General features: G+C 72.2%; 18 protein-coding genes. 14 read left to right on the plus strand and 4 right to left on the minus strand.

The window, feature by feature from the left end; genetic code table 11:
* The first annotated feature begins 16 nt into the window (after positions 1 to 16).
* The 8 genes from GH747_RS14240 to GH747_RS14275 all read left to right on the plus strand — a co-directional run bounded on the left by GH747_RS14240 (position 17) and on the right by GH747_RS14275 (position 7097).
* A complete protein-coding gene (locus tag GH747_RS14240) occupies positions 17 to 1492 on the plus strand; it encodes an NAD(P)H-hydrate dehydratase (RefSeq protein WP_149770261.1) in 1476 nt (491 codons plus the stop codon).
* On the plus strand, positions 1489 to 2637 hold the full coding sequence (alr, locus tag GH747_RS14245; protein WP_149770262.1) for an alanine racemase: 1149 nt from the start codon (positions 1489 to 1491) through the stop codon (positions 2635 to 2637). Before GH747_RS14240 ends, alr begins: the two co-directional genes overlap by 4 nt.
* A gap of 12 nt (positions 2638 to 2649) precedes the next feature.
* Complete coding sequence (locus GH747_RS14250) at positions 2650 to 3690, plus strand: alpha/beta fold hydrolase (protein WP_149770263.1); 1041 nt, start codon at positions 2650 to 2652, stop codon at positions 3688 to 3690.
* Positions 3687 to 4736, plus strand: a complete 1050-nt coding sequence (gene tsaE, locus GH747_RS22475) for a tRNA (adenosine(37)-N6)-threonylcarbamoyltransferase complex ATPase subunit type 1 TsaE (protein ID WP_323740636.1) — start codon at positions 3687 to 3689, stop codon at positions 4734 to 4736. The genes GH747_RS14250 and tsaE overlap by 4 nt, the downstream gene beginning before the upstream one ends.
* Positions 4737 to 4802: 66 nt before the next feature.
* Positions 4803 to 5459 carry a tRNA (adenosine(37)-N6)-threonylcarbamoyltransferase complex dimerization subunit type 1 TsaB gene (gene tsaB / locus GH747_RS14260; protein WP_149770264.1) on the plus strand — a complete coding sequence of 219 codons (657 nt, stop codon included), beginning with the start codon at positions 4803 to 4805 and terminating at the stop codon, positions 5457 to 5459.
* Positions 5456 to 5905, plus strand: a complete 450-nt coding sequence (rimI, locus tag GH747_RS14265) for a ribosomal protein S18-alanine N-acetyltransferase (RefSeq protein ID WP_149770265.1) — start codon at positions 5456 to 5458, stop codon at positions 5903 to 5905. The genes tsaB and rimI overlap by 4 nt, the downstream gene beginning before the upstream one ends.
* Positions 5905 to 6288, plus strand: coding sequence for a RidA family protein (locus GH747_RS14270; protein ID WP_149770266.1), 384 nt, complete (start codon positions 5905 to 5907; stop codon positions 6286 to 6288). The genes rimI and GH747_RS14270 overlap by 1 nt, the downstream gene beginning before the upstream one ends.
* Positions 6289 to 6335: 47 nt before the next feature.
* On the plus strand, positions 6336 to 7097 hold the full coding sequence (locus GH747_RS14275) for a lysophospholipid acyltransferase family protein (protein WP_149770267.1): 762 nt from the start codon (positions 6336 to 6338) through the stop codon (positions 7095 to 7097).
* Between the two features lie 108 nt (positions 7098 to 7205).
* Here GH747_RS14275 and GH747_RS14280 read toward each other — a convergent pair whose 3' ends face one another.
* From GH747_RS14280 to GH747_RS14290, 3 genes are all read right to left on the minus strand, one after another.
* Positions 7206 to 8243 carry a type IV toxin-antitoxin system AbiEi family antitoxin domain-containing protein gene (locus GH747_RS14280; RefSeq protein WP_163695636.1) on the minus strand — a complete coding sequence of 346 codons (1038 nt, stop codon included), beginning with the start codon at positions 8241 to 8243 and terminating at the stop codon, positions 7206 to 7208.
* 144 nt (positions 8244 to 8387) lie between these two features.
* The gene (locus GH747_RS14285; protein ID WP_149770269.1) at positions 8388 to 9365 is read right to left on the minus strand and encodes an aldo/keto reductase; all 978 of its coding nucleotides are present in this window, start codon (positions 9363 to 9365) and stop codon (positions 8388 to 8390) included.
* Positions 9365 to 9865 (minus strand): DinB family protein, encoded by a 501-nt coding sequence (locus tag GH747_RS14290; RefSeq protein WP_149770270.1) that lies wholly within the window; start codon positions 9863 to 9865, stop codon positions 9365 to 9367. The genes GH747_RS14285 and GH747_RS14290 overlap by 1 nt, the downstream gene beginning before the upstream one ends.
* On the opposite strand from GH747_RS14290, the gene tsaD reads away from it, so the two are divergent.
* On the plus strand, positions 9864 to 10940 hold the full coding sequence (gene tsaD / locus GH747_RS14295) for a tRNA (adenosine(37)-N6)-threonylcarbamoyltransferase complex transferase subunit TsaD (protein ID WP_149770271.1): 1077 nt from the start codon (positions 9864 to 9866) through the stop codon (positions 10938 to 10940). The two genes, GH747_RS14290 and tsaD, sit on opposite strands and share 2 nt — an antisense overlap.
* A 164-nt stretch (positions 10941 to 11104) precedes the next feature.
* Positions 11105 to 13831 carry an Ig-like domain-containing protein gene (locus tag GH747_RS14300; RefSeq protein ID WP_149770272.1) on the plus strand — a complete coding sequence of 909 codons (2727 nt, stop codon included), beginning with the start codon at positions 11105 to 11107 and terminating at the stop codon, positions 13829 to 13831.
* An 81-nt stretch (positions 13832 to 13912) separates the two neighbouring features.
* On the opposite strand, the gene GH747_RS14305 is transcribed toward GH747_RS14300, so the two are convergent.
* Positions 13913 to 15085 (minus strand): THUMP-like domain-containing protein, encoded by a 1173-nt coding sequence (locus tag GH747_RS14305; protein ID WP_149770273.1) that lies wholly within the window; start codon positions 15083 to 15085, stop codon positions 13913 to 13915.
* 207 nt (positions 15086 to 15292) lie between these two features.
* Between GH747_RS14305 and groES the strand changes: the two genes are divergently transcribed.
* From groES to GH747_RS14325, 4 genes are all read left to right on the plus strand, one after another.
* Complete coding sequence (groES, locus tag GH747_RS14310; RefSeq protein WP_149770274.1) at positions 15293 to 15592, plus strand: co-chaperone GroES; 300 nt, start codon at positions 15293 to 15295, stop codon at positions 15590 to 15592.
* 107 nt (positions 15593 to 15699) lie between these two features.
* Positions 15700 to 17295, plus strand: coding sequence for a chaperonin GroEL (gene groL / locus GH747_RS14315; RefSeq protein WP_149770275.1), 1596 nt, complete (start codon positions 15700 to 15702; stop codon positions 17293 to 17295).
* Between the two features lie 160 nt (positions 17296 to 17455).
* Positions 17456 to 18055, plus strand: a complete 600-nt coding sequence (locus GH747_RS14320; RefSeq protein WP_228552933.1) for a sigma-70 family RNA polymerase sigma factor — start codon at positions 17456 to 17458, stop codon at positions 18053 to 18055.
* The gene (locus tag GH747_RS14325; protein WP_149770276.1) at positions 18052 to 19101 is read left to right on the plus strand and encodes a hypothetical protein; all 1050 of its coding nucleotides are present in this window, start codon (positions 18052 to 18054) and stop codon (positions 19099 to 19101) included. The genes GH747_RS14320 and GH747_RS14325 overlap by 4 nt, the downstream gene beginning before the upstream one ends.
* The last annotated feature ends 4 nt before the right edge of the window (positions 19102 to 19105 follow it).

The following is a 19105-nucleotide window of genomic DNA, read 5'->3' on the forward strand; positions in this document are numbered from 1 at the left end:
AACGGGGAGGGCTGACATGCTGCAGGCACACACGGTCGCCGACGTCCGCGCGGCGGAGGCTGCGCTCATGTCGCAGGTGCCGCCCGGCTCGTTGATGCGCTGGGCCGCCGCCGGCCTCGCCGCGTACGTCCGCGAGGTGGCGCCCGGCTCCGGCCCGGTGGTGTTCCTCGTCGGCACCGGCGACAACGGGGGCGACGCGCTGTTCGCGGCGGCCGAGCTGGCGCGAGAGCGGTTCGTCGCCGTCGCGATCGCCGACCCGTCGCGTGTGCACGTCGAGGGCTCGTACGCCGCGCAGGCGGCCGGGTGCCGGCTCGTCGACTCGCCGCGCGGGTTCGGTGTCGTGGTGGACGGCGTCGTCGGGATCGGAGGTGCACCAGGCCTGCGACCCCCGGCGGACGCCTGGCGCGCCACCATCGAGGCAGAGCGGCCGTTCGTGATCGCCGTCGACGTGCCGAGCGGGGTCGACGTGGACGGTGCGACCGTCGCCGGGGGCTCGTTCATCCCCGCCGACGCGACCTGCACCTTCGGGACGTACAAGAACGCACTGCTCGTGGATCCCGCTGCGGGGTGGGCGGTCCGCGGCGCGCTGCCGCGCCTGATCGACATCGGCCTCACGCCGTACCTCCCCGCCCCTTCGATCGAGGCCCTGCAGGCGGCCGACAACCGGCTCCTGCTGTCCGTGCTCGGATCGACGCTCGACCAGCGCGGGGAAGCACCCACGCAGAAGTACACCCGCGGCGTCGTCGGCGTCGCCGCCGGGTCGACCGCGTACGCCGGGGCCGCGCTGCTCTGCGTGCGCGGGGCGCAGTCCGGTCCGGCAGGGATGGTCCGCTTCCTCGGGGAGCAGGACCTCGCCGCGCGCGTGGTGGACCGGTGCCCCGAGGTCGTCGCCCACACCGACCCCGCCGAGCGCGGACGCGTGCAGGCGTGGGTGGTCGGGTCGGGCGGCGGCGACGAGGCAGCGGCCCGCCTGGCCGTGGCGCTGGAGGACGAGGTCCCCGTCGTCGTCGACGCCGACGCGCTCCAGCACGTGCCCGACCGCTTCGACGTCCCGGTGCTGCTCACCCCGCACGCGGGCGAGCTCGCCCGGATGCTCGACGTCGAGCGCTCCGCGGTCGAGGCCGACCCCCTCGGTCACGCGACCCGTGCCGCCGAGCGCTGGGAGGCGACGGTGCTGCTCAAGGGAGCCCGCACGCTGGTGGTCGCCCCCGGTGAACCCGCGCGGGTGAACCTGACGGGTTCGCCATGGCTGGCCACCGCCGGTGCCGGCGACGTCCTCGCAGGGGTCGCAGGCTCGTTCCTCGCGGCCGGCGCGGACCCCCGCGACGCGGGCGCGCTCGCCGCGTTCGTGCACGGCGCGGCAGCCGTCGTCGCCTCGGGCGGGGGGCCGGTCACCGCCAGCCGGGTCGCCGACGCGGTCCCGGGCGTCATCGCAGCCTGGCGGAACGGCACCCTCGACGAGTCGCAGGTCCGCGACTGGAGGGACCGGTGACCCCGCCGACGAAGGGGCGTACGACGGGCCCGGCTGAGGCGGTGGTGGATCTCGCCGCGTACCGCGCCAACCTCGCCGTCCTGCGCGCCGCCGCGCCGACCGCGCTGCAGATGGCGGTCGTGAAGGCCGACGCGTACGGACACGGTGCCGTGGAGATCTCGCGCGCCGCCCGCCAGGCCGGCGCCGAGTGGCTGGGCGTCGCGACGATCGAGGAGGCGGCAGCGCTGCGTCGGGGCGGCGACCGTGGTCCGGTCCTCGCCTGGCTCTCGCCCGCCGGGGCTGACCTCGCGCCGGCGATCGACGCCGGCGTGGACGTCGCGGCCGGGTCGACCGCGCAGCTGGAGGCCGTCCTGGGGGCCGGCGCGACGACGCGGCCCCGCGTCCACCTGAAGGTCGACACGGGCATGGCCCGCGGCGGGGTCCGCGGCGCCGAGCTCAGCGCCCTCTTCGAGGCCGCACGCGCCGCGCAGGATGCCGGGAGCATCGAGATCGTGGGGATCTTCTCCCACCTCGCGTGCGCGGACGAGCCCGCCAGCCCGGTGAACACGGCCCAGGAGCACGCCTTCGGCGAGGCGGTCGCCGAGCTGGCGTCGTACGGCGTCGAGCCGGAGCTGCGGCACCTCGCCAACTCGGCCGCGACGTTGACCCGGCCGAGCGTCCACCACGACCTCGTGCGCGTCGGCATCGCCTCGTACGGGATCAGCCCCGGACCGACGCTCGGCACGCCTGCCGACCTCCGGCTCACCCCGGTGATGACCCTCCGCACGGCGCTGTCCCTGGTCCGCCGCGTGCCGCCGGGGACGGGCGTCTCGTACGGCCACACCTACGTCACCAAGCGCGAGACCACGCTCGGCCTCGTGCCGGTCGGCTACGGGGACGGCATCCTCCGTGCCGCCTCGAACGCAGCCTCCGCGTGGGTCAACGGCACGCTCGTCCCGATCGCCGGCCGCGTCTGCATGGACCAGGTCGTCCTCGACCTCGGCGACCTCGCCGCCGAGCGCGGTGACGAGGTCGTCCTCTTCGGTGCAGGGACCCGCGGCGAGCCGATCGCCGAGGACTGGGCGGCGGCGGCGGGCACGATCGGTTACGAGGTCGTCACTAGGCTGGGCGGCAGGATCGTCCGAACGTACGTCGACGCGACCTGAGAAGGAGCACGGATGGACTGGCGCAGGCTGGGCACGTACGCCGCCGTGACCGCGGGCACCGCCGTGGCCGTCGGGGCCACGGCCGCCGCTGCCCGTGTCGCGACGGACCGACGGCGTTCGCGGCGCCGGGCGCGCCGCGGCGACGCGATGGAGTTCGGCACCCTCCATGTGCCCGGCGTGACGGTGCTCGCCACCGACGGTGTGCCGCTGCACGTCGAGGTCGAGGAGCCCGAGGACGCCGACGCGTACGCCCGACCCACCATCGTCTTCTGCCACGGCTGGGTCCTCGATCTCGACTGCTGGCACTACCAGCGCGCTGCCCTGCGGGGCCAGGCCCGGATGGTCTTCTGGGACCAGCGCGAGCACGGCAGCTCCGGCGACGGCACTCCCGAGAGCTGCACCCTCGACCAGCTCGGCGACGACCTCAAGTCCGTCATCGACGCAGTCGCCCCGGACGGGCCGCTCGTCCTCGTCGGTCACTCCATGGGTGCCATGACCGTGATGTCGTTCGCTGCCCAGTACGGCGACCTCGTCCGCGACCGCGTCGACAGCGTCGTCCTGATGGGCACCAGCGCGGGTGACCTCATCGGGCGCCGCGACCCGGCCGCGCTGCTCCAGCCGTGGCTCCCGCGCTTCGGCCTGCTGGTCGGGGCAGCCCGGCGCCTCGACTCGTACCCCGTCACGCGCGCGGTCGCCGTCGGCCCCGACTCGCCCGCCAAGTACGCCGACATGACCGACGAGATGATCGCTCGGGCCCGCACGCGCGCGCTGTGGGACTTCGCCGCGAACTTCGTCGATCTCGACCTGTACGACGCCCTCCCGGCGCTGCCGGGGACCCGTACGGTCGTGATGGGTGGCACGAAGGACCGGCTGACGCCGTTCCGCCACTCGCGCCGGCTGGCGGAGCTGATCGTGGGCTCGGAGCTGGTCGCGTTCGAGGGCGCCGGGCACATGATGATGCTCGAGCGTCACGAGGACGTGACCGCGGCGATCGACAACCTGTGGAGCTCCGCGCCCACGTCCGCTCACCGTCGGGAGGAGGTCGGCGCGTGAACGGTTCGACCCTGCCCAACTTCCACGCGCTGAATGTCTTCGACGCGACCCCGGAGCGTGCCGCCGACGTGCTGGCCGTCATCCGCCGTTCGTTCGGTGCGCGCCCCGCGCTCGACCCGCCGTCGACGGCGATGACCGAGAGCGTCGAGTCGATCCGTGCCGCGCTCGCCGAGGGCGGCGGCCTGCTCGTCGAGCGGCGAGGCAAGCCGATCGGGGCGATGCTGTACGACGTCTCCCGGCCGGGGCTGCTCGGGTTCCGGCGGGTGTCGGTCGACCCCGACCACCAGGACCGCGGCGTCGCCTCGGCGATGGTCGGCGTCGCCGAGGACACCGCCGAGGAGCGTGGCCTCGACGGCGTCTGGCTGGACGTGCGCGAGGAGCTGCCGGAGAACGTGACGTTCTGGACCCGCCGTCGCTACTTCCCGGTGCGCCGAGACGGGAGCACCATCGAGTTCGGCAAGACGCTGTGGCTCGCACGCGAGCTGCTGACGGCCGAGGACGCGCAGGCGTTCGGGGCGCGCCTCGCCTCGCTGCTGCGAGCAGGCGACGTGATCGTGATGTCCGGCGGGCTGGGTGCAGGCAAGACCACGTTGACGCAGGGCATCGGTGAGGGGCTCGGCGTCCGGGGGCCGGTGACGTCGCCGACCTTCGTGCTCGCCCGCACGCACCCCAACCTGGTCGGCGGACCGCCGCTCGTCCACGTCGACGCCTACCGGCTCGGTGGCGCGCTCGAGCTCGACGACCTCGACCTCGACACCGCGACCGAGGAGTCCGTGACGGTGGTCGAGTGGGGCGAGGGTGTCGCCGAGGATCTCAGCGACTCGTGGCTGGAGCTGCGCCTGGAGCGCCGAGCGGCGACCGTCCTCGACCCTCTCGGGGCCGAGGACCCGGCCCGTGACGACACCGCCGACCACGACGTACGCCTCGTCACCGTGAAGCCGCACGGCGCCCGCTGGGCGCGGGTCCCGCTGCGCTCGACGCTGCTCGAGCCCGACGCGATCACGCACTCGGTGCAGGCGCGCGGCCTCGGCGAGGCCATGGCCTGAGACTGCAGGCATGGCAGCGCGTGACACCCCTGTGAGCCGCGGCGCCCAGGGCGTACGCTTGCCACGATGTTGATCCTCGCCCTCGACACCGCCGCCCCGGCGACCTCCGTCGCGCTGCACGACGGGTCTGCCGTGCTCGCGGCCGTCTCGCACGCGGGGGCGATGAGCCACGGCGAGCTGCTCGGTCCGGCGATCGTCCAGGTGCTGGCCACCGCGGGAGCCGACCGGCGCGATCTCACCGACGTCACCGTCGGAGTCGGACCCGGGCCCTTCACCGGCCTGCGGGTCGGCATCGTGACCGCCCGGACCCTCGCCGTCTCGCTGCGGGCCCGGCTCCACGGCGTCTGCTCGCTCGACGTCGTCGCGGCCCAGGCGGTGTCGGACGGCGTCGTCGACGAGGCGTTCGTCGTCGCGACCGACGCCCGTCGCAAAGAGGTCTACTGGGCCGAGTACACCCCGTCGGGGGAGCGCGTCGGCGACGCCGACGTCGCCCGGCCGGCGGACCTGGCGCAGCGGCTCCCGGGCACGATGCCGGTCCTCGGGCGCGGAGCAGACCTGTACGCCGACGTCCTCAACCGCGTCGCCGGTCCGGCCGACCCGGACGCCGCTGTCCTCGCGAGCATGGTCGCAGCCGGGTCGGCTCTCGAGATCGGGACCGAGCCGCTCTACCTGCGTCGGCCCGACGCGACGCCGGCCGCTCAGCGCAAGCGCGCGTCGGCGTGATCCGTGCGGCAGGCCTGAGCGACGTGGACGCGCTGACGGCGCTCGAGCAGGACGCGTTCGGCCCCGACGCATGGAGCCGCGAGCAGGTCGCGGCAGAAGTCGCCGGAGCGAGCCGTCACGTCGTCGTGGCGGCGCGAGACGATGTGGTCACCGGATACGCGAGCCTGCTCGCCACCGGTGACACCGCTGACGTGGCACGGATCGCGGTCGTGCCAGGTCAGCGCAGAACGGGGGTAGGGCGTCGGCTTCTGTCGGCGCTGCTGGGGGAGTCCGAACGCCGAGGTGTGGAGCGGGTGCTGCTCGAGGTGGCATCCGACAACCACGCGGCGATCGGGCTGTACGAGGCAGGAGGCTTCGTCGCGATCGCGACCCGGCCCCACTACTACCGCTCGGGCGCGGATGCCGTCGTGATGGAACGACGCTCCGTGCCCCGAAGGGACGGCTGATGTTCAGGGTCGCGTCGGGAACACCGTGGGAGGACAAGTACGGCTACGCACGCGCCGTCTCGTACGGGCCGCACGTGGCGATCGCCGGGACGACGGCGACCGTCAACGGCACGGTCATCGGCGTCGGTGACCCGTACGTCCAGACGATGGTGGCGTTCGGGATCGCGATGGATGCGCTGCGACGCTGTGGGCTCGATGCCCAGCACGTCGTGCGGACCCGCATGTACGTCGTCGACATCACGGACGCCGACGAGGTGGGGCGGGCCCACCGCGAGCTGTTCGGCGGGACACCGCCGGCAGCGTCGATGCTCGAGGTCAACCGGCTGATGCATCCCGACCACCTGGTCGAGGTCGAGATCGACGCGTACGCCGAGGGCCGGTAGCGCCTCCGGCCACGACCTACGCCACCGTAGGTCGGTAGGGTTGCCGGATGCGCGACCTCACGTACCCGCCGATCATCGCGACGGCCAAGACCCTCTTCCGCCTGCGCGGCTGGAAGATCTCGATGACCGGCACCGAGCACATCCCGCGTGAGGGCGGGGCCGTGCTCGCGTCCAACCACATCGGGTTCGCCGACTTCGTCCTCGACGGGTTCCCCGCCGAGCGGCGCGGGCGGATGGTGCGGTTCATGGCGAAGAAGGAGGCCTTCGACCACCCCGTCGGCGGCCCGGTCCTCCGCTCGATGCACCACATCCCGGTCGACCGTGCGGCAGGCGCCGAGTCGCTCGAGGCGGCCGTCGACTACTGCCGTCGCGGCGAGATCGTCGGGATCTTCCCCGAGGCGACGATCAGCCGGTCGTTCGAGATCAAGGAGGTCAAGTCGGGTGCGTCGCGCATCGCCGCCCAGGCTGGCGTGCCCCTGATCCCGGTGGTGCTCTTCGGCACGCAGCGCGTCATGACCAAGGGCCACAAGCTCGCGCTGCCGCGCAGGCTCCCGATCGAGATCCGCGTCGGCGAGCCGCTCCACCCGACGGGCGCCGACCCGGTCGCCGAGACCGAGGAGCTGCACGCCGCGCTGCAGGGGCTCCTCGACGAGGCGATCGCCGCGTACCCCGACCCGACCGAGGGGCAGTGGTGGGCGCCGGCGCGCTTCGGCGGCACCGCGCCGACCCTGGAGGAGGCCGCGCAGCTCGACGTCGAGGAGCGCGCCGCCCGGGCCGCGCGCAAGGCCGCGAAGGCGCAGGAGGACTGACGTCGGCGGCGCTCGCCAGGCGGCGCCGACCGTTCGCAAGCGCCACTTCCGACCGCCGAGCGGAGGATGCAACCGTCGCTCGGTCCTCGGGAGCAGCGCTTCGTGCCCTCAGCGCCGGCGGGCGAGACGGGCTGCGTAGGCGAGCTCCCGCCTGATGCGGGCAGCCGTTCGCTCGCGGTTGTGCGGCAGCACGTCGTCCCAGCCGATGCGTACGACGTGGTAGCCGAGACCGCGGATCGCGTCCTCGCGCACCTTCTCGGCCCACAGCTTCTGCTTCCCCGACCGGATGACGCGCCCGTCCTGCGCGACCTCGTCCTCGTACTTCCCCTTCCCGTCGAACTCCAGGACCATCCGGACGTCCGGCCACAGGAAGTCGACCTCCGCCCGGCGGTCGGGCAGGTCGAGCGGGTACTGCGTCAGCGGTCGTGGCAGGTCGTACGACCAGCAGGTCAGGAGCACGAGCACCTCGGCGGCGTTCTCGCACCCTGCGTCGGCGACCTCGAGCGCGTCACGGGCGGTGCGCACCCCCGCTCGTCGGCCGAGGCGGCCGAGCGCCTCGGCGAGCTCCGCCTTCGACGCCTGTTCGTCGAACTCCTCGACCATCCCGCGTACGCGTGCCTCGTGGCGCTGTCCAGCCAGCCACGACGACGCGACGACCGCGCCGACCGCGAGCGGCCGGCTCGACATCACCTGCGTGACGGCCAGCTCTGCGCGCACGGTCGGGAGCAGGTCGACGGTCGTGACGTCGGTCGGCAGGAGGGCGTCGCGGTGCACGTGGATCCGGTTGCTGCGACGGCTGGTGGTGCCGCCGGTGCGAGCGAGGTGGACCGCGTCGAGGTCGAGTCGGCCGTCGGGCAGGTCGAGGGCGTCCTTCGTCAGGCCGTGGAGCAGGACCGCGGAGTCGTGCGTCACCGCATGGCCCGGCCCGCGGGCGGCGAGGGCGTGGCGTGCCGTGACGAGGTGGGCCTCGCGTGGAGGCAACGCTGCGTACGACCTCGCGATCGCGTAGGCGCCCCGCCTGACGCGCACCAGCAGGGCGCGCTCGACCAGGTCGCCGAGCTCGTTGGTGCCGTACCCGAGGTCCTCTGCGGCCTGTGTCGTCACGTACCCGCCGGTGCGCCGTGCGAGGCGTTCGAGTCCTTGCATGGCAGAGATCCTGCCCTGATCCGGCACGGGCGGGTCGGCTGCCTGTGGACAACAGCGCCGGAGCGCGACCGAGCGCCGGTCACGAGAACCGAGCGACGGGTGCATCCGTCGCTGCGTCCTCTCAACCGGCGCTCGGTCGGGGCGTCAGCGGCGCGGCGCGAAGGTCGTGTACGACCGGCGCTCGGCGGGTCGGACCGCGTCCAGCGCCGCGAGATCGTCGGCGGTCGGCTCCCACGCGGCGGCCTCGACGTTGGACCGCACCTGCGCAGGCGTCGTGGCGCCGGCGATCACGCTGCTGACCGCAGGCTGTGCGGCGAGCCCGCCCATGGCGACCTCGAGGATCGAGCGGCCGCGCTCACGGGCGTACGCCTCGAGCGCCTCGATGCTGTCCCAGTCGGCTGTCGCGAGACGGGCGGCCTGGCTGCCGGCCGCCAGCCGTGAGCCCTCAGGCGCGGCGGCGCCACGGGCGTACTTGCCGGTGAGGAGCCCGTACGCGAGCGGGAAGTACGGCAGCAGCCCGACGCCGAGCGCCTCGCACGCGGGTACGAGCTCGGCCTCGGCAGCACGGTTGTAGAGGGAGTACTCGTTCTGGGCGGAGACGAACGCGGTCGTGCCGGTCGTCCGCGCGGTCCAGTCCGCGTCGACGAGCTCCCACGCGGTCAGGTTCGAGCAGCCGGCGTAGCGGACCTTGCCCTCGCGCACGAAGTCGTCCATCACGCTCAGCGTCTCTGCGATCGGCGTGACCCGGTCGGGGGTGTGGAGCTGGTAGAGGTCGACGTAGTCGGTGCCGAGCCTGGTCAGGCTCGCCTCGAGCGCCTTGCGGAGGTAGCGGCGCGAGGCCCTGGCGCCCCAGTCCGGTCCGTTCGCGCCGCCCATGTCCATGCCGCCCTTGGTCGCCACCACGACGTCTCCGCGACGGGCTCCGAGCGCGCGTCCGAGCAGCACCTCGCTCGACCCGGTGCCGTAGGTGTCGGAGGTGTCGAACAGCGTGACCCCTGCGTCGATCGCGGCGTGCACGACCTCCTTCGTCCGGGTCTCGTCGATCCGGGCGCCGAACGCGTTGCACCCGATCCCGACCACCGAGACCATCAGGCCGCTCGTGCCCAGCTGGCGTGTCCGCATCAGTCGCCTACCTGTCCGTCGGCGAGCTCCCGGAGGATGTCCAGGTGCCCGTTGTGGCGCGCGGTCTCCTCGACGAGGTGCGCGACGACCCAGCGTACGGTCGGGTGGAAGTCGCGGCGCGGGCGCGCCGTCGGGGTGTCGAGGTCGAGGCCGTCGAGGATCGCGTCGGACGCGGCGATCTGCTGGCGATAGCCGGTCAGGACGTCGTCGAGCGTCATCTGGGCGGCGACCTCGAACTCGCCGTCGGGGTGCTCCTCCGACCAGGGGGCGCGGTCCTCGCCGCCGGCGACGACCACCTCGACCCAGTAGTGCTCGTTCCAGCGCAGGTGGTTGACGACGCTCGCGACCGACATCAGGGGCGACGAGGGCAGCGGGGTGGCGTGCGCAAGACCGTCAGGGAGGCCCTCGGCCTTCTCGAGCGCGGTCTCGCGGACGTAGCGCAGCAGGGTCGTCGCGATGGTGCGCTCGTCGAAGGCGGGTGGGACGTCGGTACGGCTCATGCGTCAAGCCTGGCACCATGGAGGCGTGAGCAACGCTGCGCCCCTCGTGCTGGGGATCGAGTCGTCCTGCGACGAGACCGGGGTCGGGATCGTCCGCGGGACCGAGCTGCTGGCGAACGCCGTCGCCTCCAGCGTGGAGGAGCACGTCCGGTTCGGCGGCGTCGTCCCCGAGGTCGCGAGCCGCGCCCACCTCGAGGCGTTCGTGCCGATGCTCGAGAAGGCGCAGGCCGATGCGGGTGTGTCCGTCGCCGACGTCGACGCGATCGCGGTGACGAGCGGGCCCGGGCTGACCGGGGCGCTCCTGGTCGGCATCGCCGCCGCCAAGGCGCTGGCGATCGCGTACGACAAGCCCCTGTACGGCATCAACCACCTCGTCGCCCACGTGTGCGTCGACCGGCTGGAGCACGGCGAGCTGCCCGAGCCGACCGCCGCGCTGCTGGTCTCCGGCGGCCACACCAACCTCCTGCTCGTCGACGACGTCACGAGCTCGGTCCGCATGCTCGGCGAGACGATCGACGACGCGGCCGGGGAGGCGTTCGACAAGGTGGCGCGCCTGCTCGGCCTCCCGTACCCCGGCGGGCCCCAGATCGACCGCGCTGCCCGCGACGGCGATCCCACGGCGATCGCGTTCCCGCGCGGCCTCACGTCGGGGCGCGACATGGAGAAGCACCGCTACGACTTCTCGTTCTCCGGTCTCAAGAGCGCGGTCGCGCGTCATGTCGAGCACGAGGAGCGGATGGGGCGCGAGATCTCGGTGCCTGACGTCGCGGCGTCGTTCCAGGACGCGGTGTGCGACGTGCTGTCCGCGAAGACGGTCCGTGCCTGCCTCGACCACGGCGCGAAGCACCTGGTGCTGGGCGGGGGCGTCGCAGCGAACCAGCGCTTGCGCCACTTCGTGCTCGAGCGCGCGAGCGAGGCCGGGATCGAGGTCCGGATCCCGCCGCCGGTGCTGTGCACGGACAACGGCGCGATGGTCGCCGCGCTCGGATCCGCGCTGGTCGCGAAGGGTGTCGCCCCGAGCTCGCTCGACCTCCCGGCCGACTCGTCGATGCCGGTGACGCAGATCGTCGCCTGAGCCCGCAGGCCCCTCCCGGCGTGTGTCGTGCGCCACAGAAAGTTCGTCCGGCCTATTGCAACTGCGGGTTACACCTGAGTAGGTTACTGAGCCGTAACACCCGTTTACGGGTGTGGACAGAGGGCCCCTGGAGGGGGGGTCCGAGAGATCTGGAGGGGATCTACATGTCCAGGTTCAGAAGCTCAACGGCCCGAAAGCCGTTGTCGCTCACCGCATCCGGCGCCCTGGTGGCCGGCATGGCGGTCAGCGTCACGGCACTCGGGACGTCGGCAGCCCAGGCTGACGACGTACAGCTCGACAAGAACTTCACGTACACCTGCAACGTGGTCGCGGCCGGGCTCCCGCTCGGTGACCACGCGGTCGGGGTCAACGCCAAGGTGGTCATCCCGGATGCGGTCGACCCGGGGACCGAGATCCCGGGTCGCAAGACCCAGATCACGCTGACGCTGCCCGAGACGCTGCGCAACGCGACGTACGGTCTGCTGAGCGCGCGGACCGCGAGCGGCTACTCCAACAACGCCAACATCTCCATCACGGTCCCCGGCATCACGGATCCGTTCGTCTACCCGATCGCCAACCTGGCCGCCCCGTGGTCACCCGTCCCCGCGTCGTCGACCCCGCCGTGGCAGATCCCGACCGAAGGTGACGTCCCGGCGATCGACGTCCCCAGCCCCGCCGAGTACCCCGGGCTCCAGCTGCCCACGACGGGCACGATCCACATGCCGGCCTCGTTCAACGTGATCGCGTCGCTGCGCAACGCCAACGGCGACCTGGTCGGCGGCGAGGGTGCCGTGACGATGGCGTGCGCCCTGCCCACGGGCAGCGACCGCACCTTCGGCACCTTCGGGATCAATGCGGCCGAGGAGCCGAACACGCCGCCGACCGCCGGTGACGTGAGCGTCTCCACCGCGTACGGCACGGCCGTCGACGTCGCGCTGGAGGGTGCGGACGCCGATGGTGACGACCTGACGTACACCTACGCGCAGCCGGCCAACGGCACCGTGTCGGGTTCGGGTGCGAACGTCACCTACACGCCGGACGACGGGTTCTCCGGCTCGGACTCCTTCGAGTACACCGTCTCCGACGGTGAGGCGGAGGCGACCGGCACCGTCTCGGTCACGGTCGGCGAGGCGCCGAACACGCCGCCGACCGCGGGTGACGTGAGCGCCTCGACCGACTACGGCACGTCCGTCGACATCGCGCTCGAGGGCGCGGACGCCGACGGCGACACCCTCTCGTACTCGTACGGCACGCCGGCCAACGGCACCGTCTCGGGATCGGGTGCGAACGTCACCTACACGCCTGCTGCCGGGTTCTCCGGCTCGGACTCCTTCGACTACACCGTCTCCGACGGTGAGGCCGAGGCGACCGGCACCGTGACCGTGACGGTCGGCGAGCAGCCGAACACGCCGCCGGTAGCGGTCGACGGCTCGGTGACGCTCGACGAGAACACCTCGGCCGACGTCACGCTGTCGGCGACCGACGCCGACGGCGACGACCTGACGTACACCTACTCGCAGCCGGCCAACGGCACGGTCACGGGCAGTGGTGCGACGGTCACCTACACGCCGACCGCCGACTTCGTCGGCACCGACTCGTTCACCTTCACGGTCGACGACGGCAACGGCGGCACCGACACGGCGACGATCGCGATCACGGTCAACGACACCGAGGATCCGAACACACCGCCGACCGCGGGCAACGTGGCTGCCGAGACCGACGAGGACACGGCCGTCGACATCGCGCTCGAGGGCGCGGACGCCGACGGCGACGAGCTGACCTACTCGTACTCGCAGCCGGCCAACGGGACGGTGACGGGCTCGGGTGACAGCGTCACCTACACGCCGGCGGACGGGTTCTTCGGCGAGGACATCTTCACCTACACCGTCTCCGACGGCACCGACTCGGCGACGGGCGCGGTGACGGTGACGGTGAACGAGGTCGTCGACCCGCCGGACAACACGCCCCCGACCGCGGGCAACGTGGCTGCCGAGACCGACGAGGACACGGCTGTCGACATCACGCTCGCGGGTGCCGACGCGGACGGTGACGAGCTGACCTACACCTACGGCGAGCCGTCCAACGGCACCGTCAGCGGTGAGGGTGCCGACGTCACCTACACGCCGGCGGACGGGTTCTTCGGTGAGGACACCTTCACCTACACCGTCTCCGACGGCGAGGACGAGGCGACGGGCACGGTGACCGTGACGGTCAACGAGGTCGTCGACCCGCCGGACAACACGCCGCCGACCGCGGGCAACGTGGCTGCCGAGACCGACGAGGACACGGCCGTCGACATCGCGCTCGCGGGTGCGGACGCCGACGGTGACGCGCTCACGTACACCTACGGCGAGCCGGGCCACGGCACCGTCACCGGGACTGGTGGCAGCGTCACGTACACGCCGGCGGACGGGTTCTTCGGTGAGGACACCTTCACCTACACCGTCTCCGACGGCGAGGACGAGGCGACGGGCACGGTGACCGTGACGGTCAACGAGGTCGAGGAGCCCCCGGTCAACACGCCGCCCACGGCTGCTGCCGTGACCGCGACGACCGACCAGGGCAAGGCGGTCGCCATCGCGCTCAAGGGCGCCGATGCCGACGGTGACACGCTCGCCTACTCGTACGGCACCCCGGCCAACGGCACGGTGACCGGCACGGGCGCGAACGTCACCTACACGCCCAAGGCCGGGTTCTCGGGGACCGACTCGTTCACGTACTCGGTCGACGACGGCAAGGGCGGTACGGCCTCCGCAGCGGTGACCGTCACCGTCAAGCCGGTGACGACCCCGCCGGTGGACAAGTGCGGCCCGATGCCGAACCCCATCAAGGAGCCGCTCAAGTGGCTCAAGTGGCTGGCCTGCAAGATCTTTGGTCAGCTTCACCGATGATCTGAGGCCGCACCGCGGCTGAGATCACGCGACCGCCGGTGGCGGGGTCCGATCCGGACCCCGCCACCGGTGCGTCCTGCCTCAGGCGACGGGCTCGACCAGGAACGCTCGGCCTTCGCCGGCCACGCGGGTCAGGACGACCGTCGCCGTCTGGGACCCGGTGAGGCGCAGGCGTCTGATCAATGCCTCCGGGACCACCGAGACGCCGCGCTTCTTCACGGTGAGCGTGCCGACGTCGCGGGCGCGCAGCGCGGCGCGCAGCTGCTTCTCGCGGTACGGGAGCTCGTCGACGACGCGGAACGCGCGGGCGTACGGCGTCGGCACGTGCGCTGCGCTCGACACGTAGGCGATGTGGGGGTCGACGAGCCAGCCGCCGGTCAGTGCGGCGACGCCGGTCACGAGGCCGGCCCGGATCACCGCGTCGTCCGGCTCGTACCACCACGCGCCGGGTTCTCGGACCTCCGCGTCGGCCGGGGCGTCGCCGTCGGTGAGCGTCGCGACGCCGTGCGTCCCCAGCACGGTCGCGCGTCGTCGGGTCCCGGCGAACCGACGGCCCCAGAGGCATGCCTCGACCAGGCTGCCGCGCTCGCTCACCCACTCAGCCTCGACGCCGTCGGGAACCAGGTCGTGGGAGATCCCGGGGAGCACCTTCGCGACGCCGTGGTCGTCGAGGAGGCCGCTGACGAACGTCCACGGCGGGCTGAACGCGTCAGGGTCGAACGTCCTGCCGCGCCCGTCGCGCCGGGCCGGGTCGACGAACGCGACGTCGTACGCGGACACGTCGACCTCGGTGGCGTCGGCGACCTCGACGGTCCCGGGAAGGCCGAGCGCGGCGAGGTTGGCGCGCGCCATCGCAGCGCGCAGCGGATCGCGCTCGACGCCGTGCGCCGCGAGTTCCGCGCGGGCGAGAGCGATCAGGTCCGCTCCGATCCCGCAGCCGAGGTCGACGACGGTGCGTACGCCGTCCGCCTGCAGCCGTGCGCCGCGGTGGACCGCCACCGCGGGGCGGGTCGCCTGCTCGAGGGCGTCCGGTGTGAGCCACATCGCGGCGGCGTCCGCGCCGAGCTTGACGCGTGCCCGGCGTCGCAGGGCTGCCTGGCCGGTCGCGGCCGCCACCAGGTCGACGGGGTGGCCTGCCTGGCGGAGGCGGGTCCCGAGGGCGAGGTCGTCGAGCGAGCCCTCCGCGGCTGCGACCTCGTGGAGGATCTGCTGACCCTCGGGGGAGAGGAGCCGTTCGAACGGGGAGACCTCCATGGCGGCCATCCTCCCAGTCCGGTCCGAAGCTGGCACTCTGCTTGACCGAGTGCCAGCCCGGTCCTACGGTGGGTTTAGCACTCTCGTATCCTGGGTGCTAACGGTGCAGACGCGTACGGCTCCCGCGACGGCGTACGCACGAAGCACCTCCTTGGACCACAGTCCCAGTCATTCGTACGGGGTTACACCGAAAGGGGAGGTCGACAAGTGTCGGTCACCATCAAGCCGCTCGAGGACCGTATCGTCGTCAAGATTCTTGAGGCGGAGCAGACCACTGCCTCGGGTCTTGTCATCCCGGACACCGCCAAGGAGAAGCCCACCGAGGGCTCCGTCCTGGCAGTCGGCCCGGGCCGCTTCAACGAGGACGGCGACGAGCGCATCCCTGTCGACGTCAAGGTCGGCGACGTCGTCGTGTTCAGCAAGTACGGCGGCACCGAGGTGAAGTACGACGGCGAGGAGTTCCTCATCCTGTCGGCGCGCGACGTCCTCGCGGTCATCGAGAAGTAACGACGTGCTCGCCCCGGCGATCGCAGGATCGCTGGGGCGTACGCACGCGTCCGCAGCACACGGGCCCGCGGTGTCTCGGCGGGTCCGACACCAACAGAAGGATCCCCATGCCCAAGATTCTTGAGTTCGACGAGAACGCTCGTCGCTCGCTCGAGCGTGGCGTCGACACCCTGGCCAACACCGTGAAGGTGACGCTGGGCCCCAAGGGTCGCTACGTCGTGCTCGACTCGAAGTGGGGCGCGCCGACGATCACCAACGACGGCGTGACCGTCGCCCGTGACGTCGAGCTCGACGACCCGTTCGAGAACCTCGGCGCCCAGCTCGCCAAGGAAGTCGCCACCAAGACCAACGACGTCGCCGGCGACGGGACGACGACCGCCACGGTCCTCGCCCAGGCGATGGTCCACGAGGGCCTTCGCGCCGTGGCCGCCGGCACCAACCCGATCGCGCTCAAGCGCGGCATCGACAAGGCCGTCGAGGCCGTCTCCGCACAGCTCCTCGAGCAGGCGCGCGACGTCGACGACAAGCAGGACATGGCGCACGTCGCCAACATCTCCGCGCGTGACGCCCACATCGGTGGCCTCATCGCCGACGCGTTCGACAAGGTCGGCAAGGACGGTGTCATCACCGTCGAGGAGTCCAACACGATGGGCACCGACCTCGACTTCACCGAGGGCATGCAGTTCGACAAGGGCTACCTGTCCCCGTACATGGTCACCGACACCGAGCGCATGGAGGCCGTCCTCGACGAGCCCTACATCCTCGTCAACCAGGGCAAGATCTCGGCCGTGTCCGACCTCCTGCCGCTGCTGGAGAAGGTCGTGCAGGCCGGCAAGTCCCTGCTGATCATCGCCGAGGACATCGAGGGCGAGGCTCTCTCGACGCTCGTTGTCAACAAGATCCGCGGCACCTTCACCTCGGTCGCCGTGAAGGCCCCGGCCTTCGGTGACCGTCGCAAGGCGATGCTGCAGGACCTCGCCGTCCTCACCGGTGCCCAGGTCGTCACCCCCGACCTCGGCCTCAAGCTCGACCAGATCGGGCTCGAGGAGCTCGGCACCGCTCGTCGTGTCGTCGTCACCAAGGACGCCACCACGATCATCGACGGTGCCGGCAGCGATGACGACGTCGCCGGTCGCGTCAACCAGATCAAGGCCGAGATCGAGGCCTCCGACTCCGACTGGGATCGCGAGAAGCTCCAGGAGCGGCTCGCGAAGCTCGCCGGTGGCGTCTGCGTCATCCAGGTGGGCGCTGCGACGGAGGTCGAGCTCAAGGAGAAGAAGCACCGTATCGAGGACGCGGTCTCCGCGACCCGTGCAGCGATCGAGGAGGGCATCGTCGCCGGCGGCGGCTCGGCCCTCGTGACCGCCGTGTCGGTGCTCGACGGTGACCTCGGGCTCACCGGCGACGAGGCCGTGGGTGTCTCGATCGTCCGCAAGTCGGCCGTCGAGCCGCTGCGGTGGATCGCCGAGAACGGCGGCGAGAACGGCTACGTCGTCGTGTCCAAGGTCCGCGAGAGCGGCCAGGGCTACAACGCCGCGACCGGCGAGTACGGCGACCTGGTCGCCCAGGGTGTCCTCGACCCGGTGAAGGTGACCCGCTCGGCGCTCGCGAACGCGGGCTCCATCGCGGCGATGCTTCTCACCACCGAGACGCTTGTCGTCGAGAAGCCGGCCGACGACGAGTCGGCTGGGCACACGCACTGATCGTCAGCCTCACGAGAACGCCCGCCCCGGGGATCCGGGGCGGGCTTTTTCGTCCCAGTTTTCACAACCGGTGGCGCACCCCTGCAGGCTCGTGTCACGGTGTTCCTGGCACGCTGCGCCACCGAACCGCCGATCACCACGATCTACGAAGGATCCCTGGATGCTTCTTCGCAACCTGTCTGCCGACACCGACCTGTCCGAGCTCGCGCTCCGCGCGATGAGGGACGAGTCTGCGATGGACACGCTGATGCGCAACGTGCGGGTCCTGTCGCACCGCTACAGCCGTGCGCGGCTGAGCGGCAACGGCGACGGCGGTCAGCTGGCGGACGACGTCGCGCAGGAGATCTGCATCGCGGTGTTCCAGGCGCTCCCGACGTATACCCACAAGGGTGTGCCGTTCCAGGCCTTCGTGTACGCGATCGCGAGCCGCAAGGTCGCTGACGCGCGCCGCAGCTCGTACCGGTCGCGGCACGTCCTCGTCGACGTCCTCCCTGACACGGGGGAGGTGACCGCGTCTGCCGAGACCGAGGTCATCGGACGGCTCGAGTCGCGCGACATGGCCGACCTGCTCGAGTCGCTCCCCGAGCGGCTCCGCGAGGTGCTGGTGCTCCGGGTGGCGATGGGGCTGACTGCTCAGGAGGCCGGTGTGATGCTCGGGATGACCGCCGGTGCCGTACGCATCGCCCAGCACCGGGCGCTCCAGCGGCTGCGAGACCTTCACCGGGCTCGCGCGGTGACGAGGGGGGAGGTGACAGCATGAGCAGGCACGATCCCGTCGCTCACGACGACGGCCTTGTCGACGAGCTGCTCGCCGGACGCGTTCCGGACGATCCGATCTTCGCGGGCCTGGCGGCGTGGCGCACCTCGCTCGCCGAGATGGAGGCGCCTCCGCTCCCGGTTGCGGCCGTCGCCCTTGCCGAGCCTGCTGCACCGAGCTCGCTGGGCTCGTCGTGCCGGGCTGCTCGGCACGCCCGCTCCCCGAGGCGCGCGAGCCGGGTCCGTCGAGCGGCCGCGGTCACCGTCGGCGCCGCGCTCCTGCTCTCGATGGGCATCGGGCAGGCCGTCGCCGGCAGCCCGGTGGCACCGATCCGGTACGTCGTCTCCCAGGCCGTCGGCCTCGGTGACGGCATGGCGAGCCCGACGGCGTCCGACGTGCCGCGGTCCCAGGCTCCGTCGTCGACGAGCGCGACCGCCCCGAACACCGGCCGCGCCGAGGTGGGGACGCTCGAGCCCACCGACGCCGCTCAGAAGCCCCCGTCACACGGGTCGTCCGGCCCGTCCGACTCGTCCGGCGGCAAGGGGAAGGACGACGCGTCAGAGGTCGAGCCCGCTCCCGCTCCGAAGCCCGGCAAGGACACCGACGAGCCCACGACCAAGCCGCCGCGGTCGCCTGAGAAGCAGGACGACGACCCTCCACCCGCGTCTCCGACGCCCCCGAAGCCTCCGAGGACCGAGGCGCCGGACAAGACGCCGGCGCCCTCGAAGCCCCCCGCCGAGGGCAGCAAGCCGCCGAAGGGTGGCTACGACTGGTGGGACCGCGACGACGACGATGACGACGGCCGCGGGTGGGGGCGTGACCGCGACCGCGAGCCCGACACGAAGGATCCGGGCTCTCGGGACCCCAGCACCCGGGACTCCGACGACAAGGACGCGGAAGGCAAGGGCACGGGCCGGGACAGCGGCCGGGACTCCAGGGGGCAGACTCCGGGGCCCGTCGAGGAGGAGCCCGGCGGCACGTCGACCGGCGACAGCGCCCGCGACAGCTCGTACGACTGGATCTGGAAGCTCCTGAACGCCGTCGACTGATGCG

The sequence above is a fragment of the Mumia xiangluensis genome, assembly GCF_010994095.1.
Lineage (GTDB): Bacteria > Actinomycetota > Actinomycetes > Propionibacteriales > Nocardioidaceae > Mumia > Mumia xiangluensis.

Coding starts and splice junctions, on each gene's coding strand:
- GH747_RS14240 (WP_149770261.1), top strand. CDS start 17: ATGCTGCAGGCACACACGGTCGCCGACGTCCGCGCGGCGGAGGCTGCG.
- GH747_RS14250 (WP_149770263.1), top strand. CDS start 2,650: ATGGACTGGCGCAGGCTGGGCACGTACGCCGCCGTGACCGCGGGCACC.
- tsaB (WP_149770264.1), top strand. CDS start 4,803: ATGTTGATCCTCGCCCTCGACACCGCCGCCCCGGCGACCTCCGTCGCG.
- GH747_RS14270 (WP_149770266.1), top strand. CDS start 5,905: ATGTTCAGGGTCGCGTCGGGAACACCGTGGGAGGACAAGTACGGCTAC.
- GH747_RS14275 (WP_149770267.1), top strand. CDS start 6,336: ATGCGCGACCTCACGTACCCGCCGATCATCGCGACGGCCAAGACCCTC.
- GH747_RS14280 (WP_163695636.1), bottom strand. CDS start 8,243: ATGCAAGGACTCGAACGCCTCGCACGGCGCACCGGCGGGTACGTGACG.
- GH747_RS14285 (WP_149770269.1), bottom strand. CDS start 9,365: ATGCGGACACGCCAGCTGGGCACGAGCGGCCTGATGGTCTCGGTGGTC.
- tsaD (WP_149770271.1), top strand. CDS start 9,864: ATGCGTCAAGCCTGGCACCATGGAGGCGTGAGCAACGCTGCGCCCCTC.
- GH747_RS14290 (WP_149770270.1), bottom strand. CDS start 9,865: ATGAGCCGTACCGACGTCCCACCCGCCTTCGACGAGCGCACCATCGCG.
- GH747_RS14300 (WP_149770272.1), top strand. CDS start 11,105: ATGTCCAGGTTCAGAAGCTCAACGGCCCGAAAGCCGTTGTCGCTCACC.
- GH747_RS14305 (WP_149770273.1), bottom strand. CDS start 15,085: ATGGAGGTCTCCCCGTTCGAACGGCTCCTCTCCCCCGAGGGTCAGCAG.
- groL (WP_149770275.1), top strand. CDS start 15,700: ATGCCCAAGATTCTTGAGTTCGACGAGAACGCTCGTCGCTCGCTCGAG.
- GH747_RS14320 (WP_228552933.1), top strand. CDS start 17,456: ATGCTTCTTCGCAACCTGTCTGCCGACACCGACCTGTCCGAGCTCGCG.
- GH747_RS14325 (WP_149770276.1), top strand. CDS start 18,052: ATGAGCAGGCACGATCCCGTCGCTCACGACGACGGCCTTGTCGACGAG.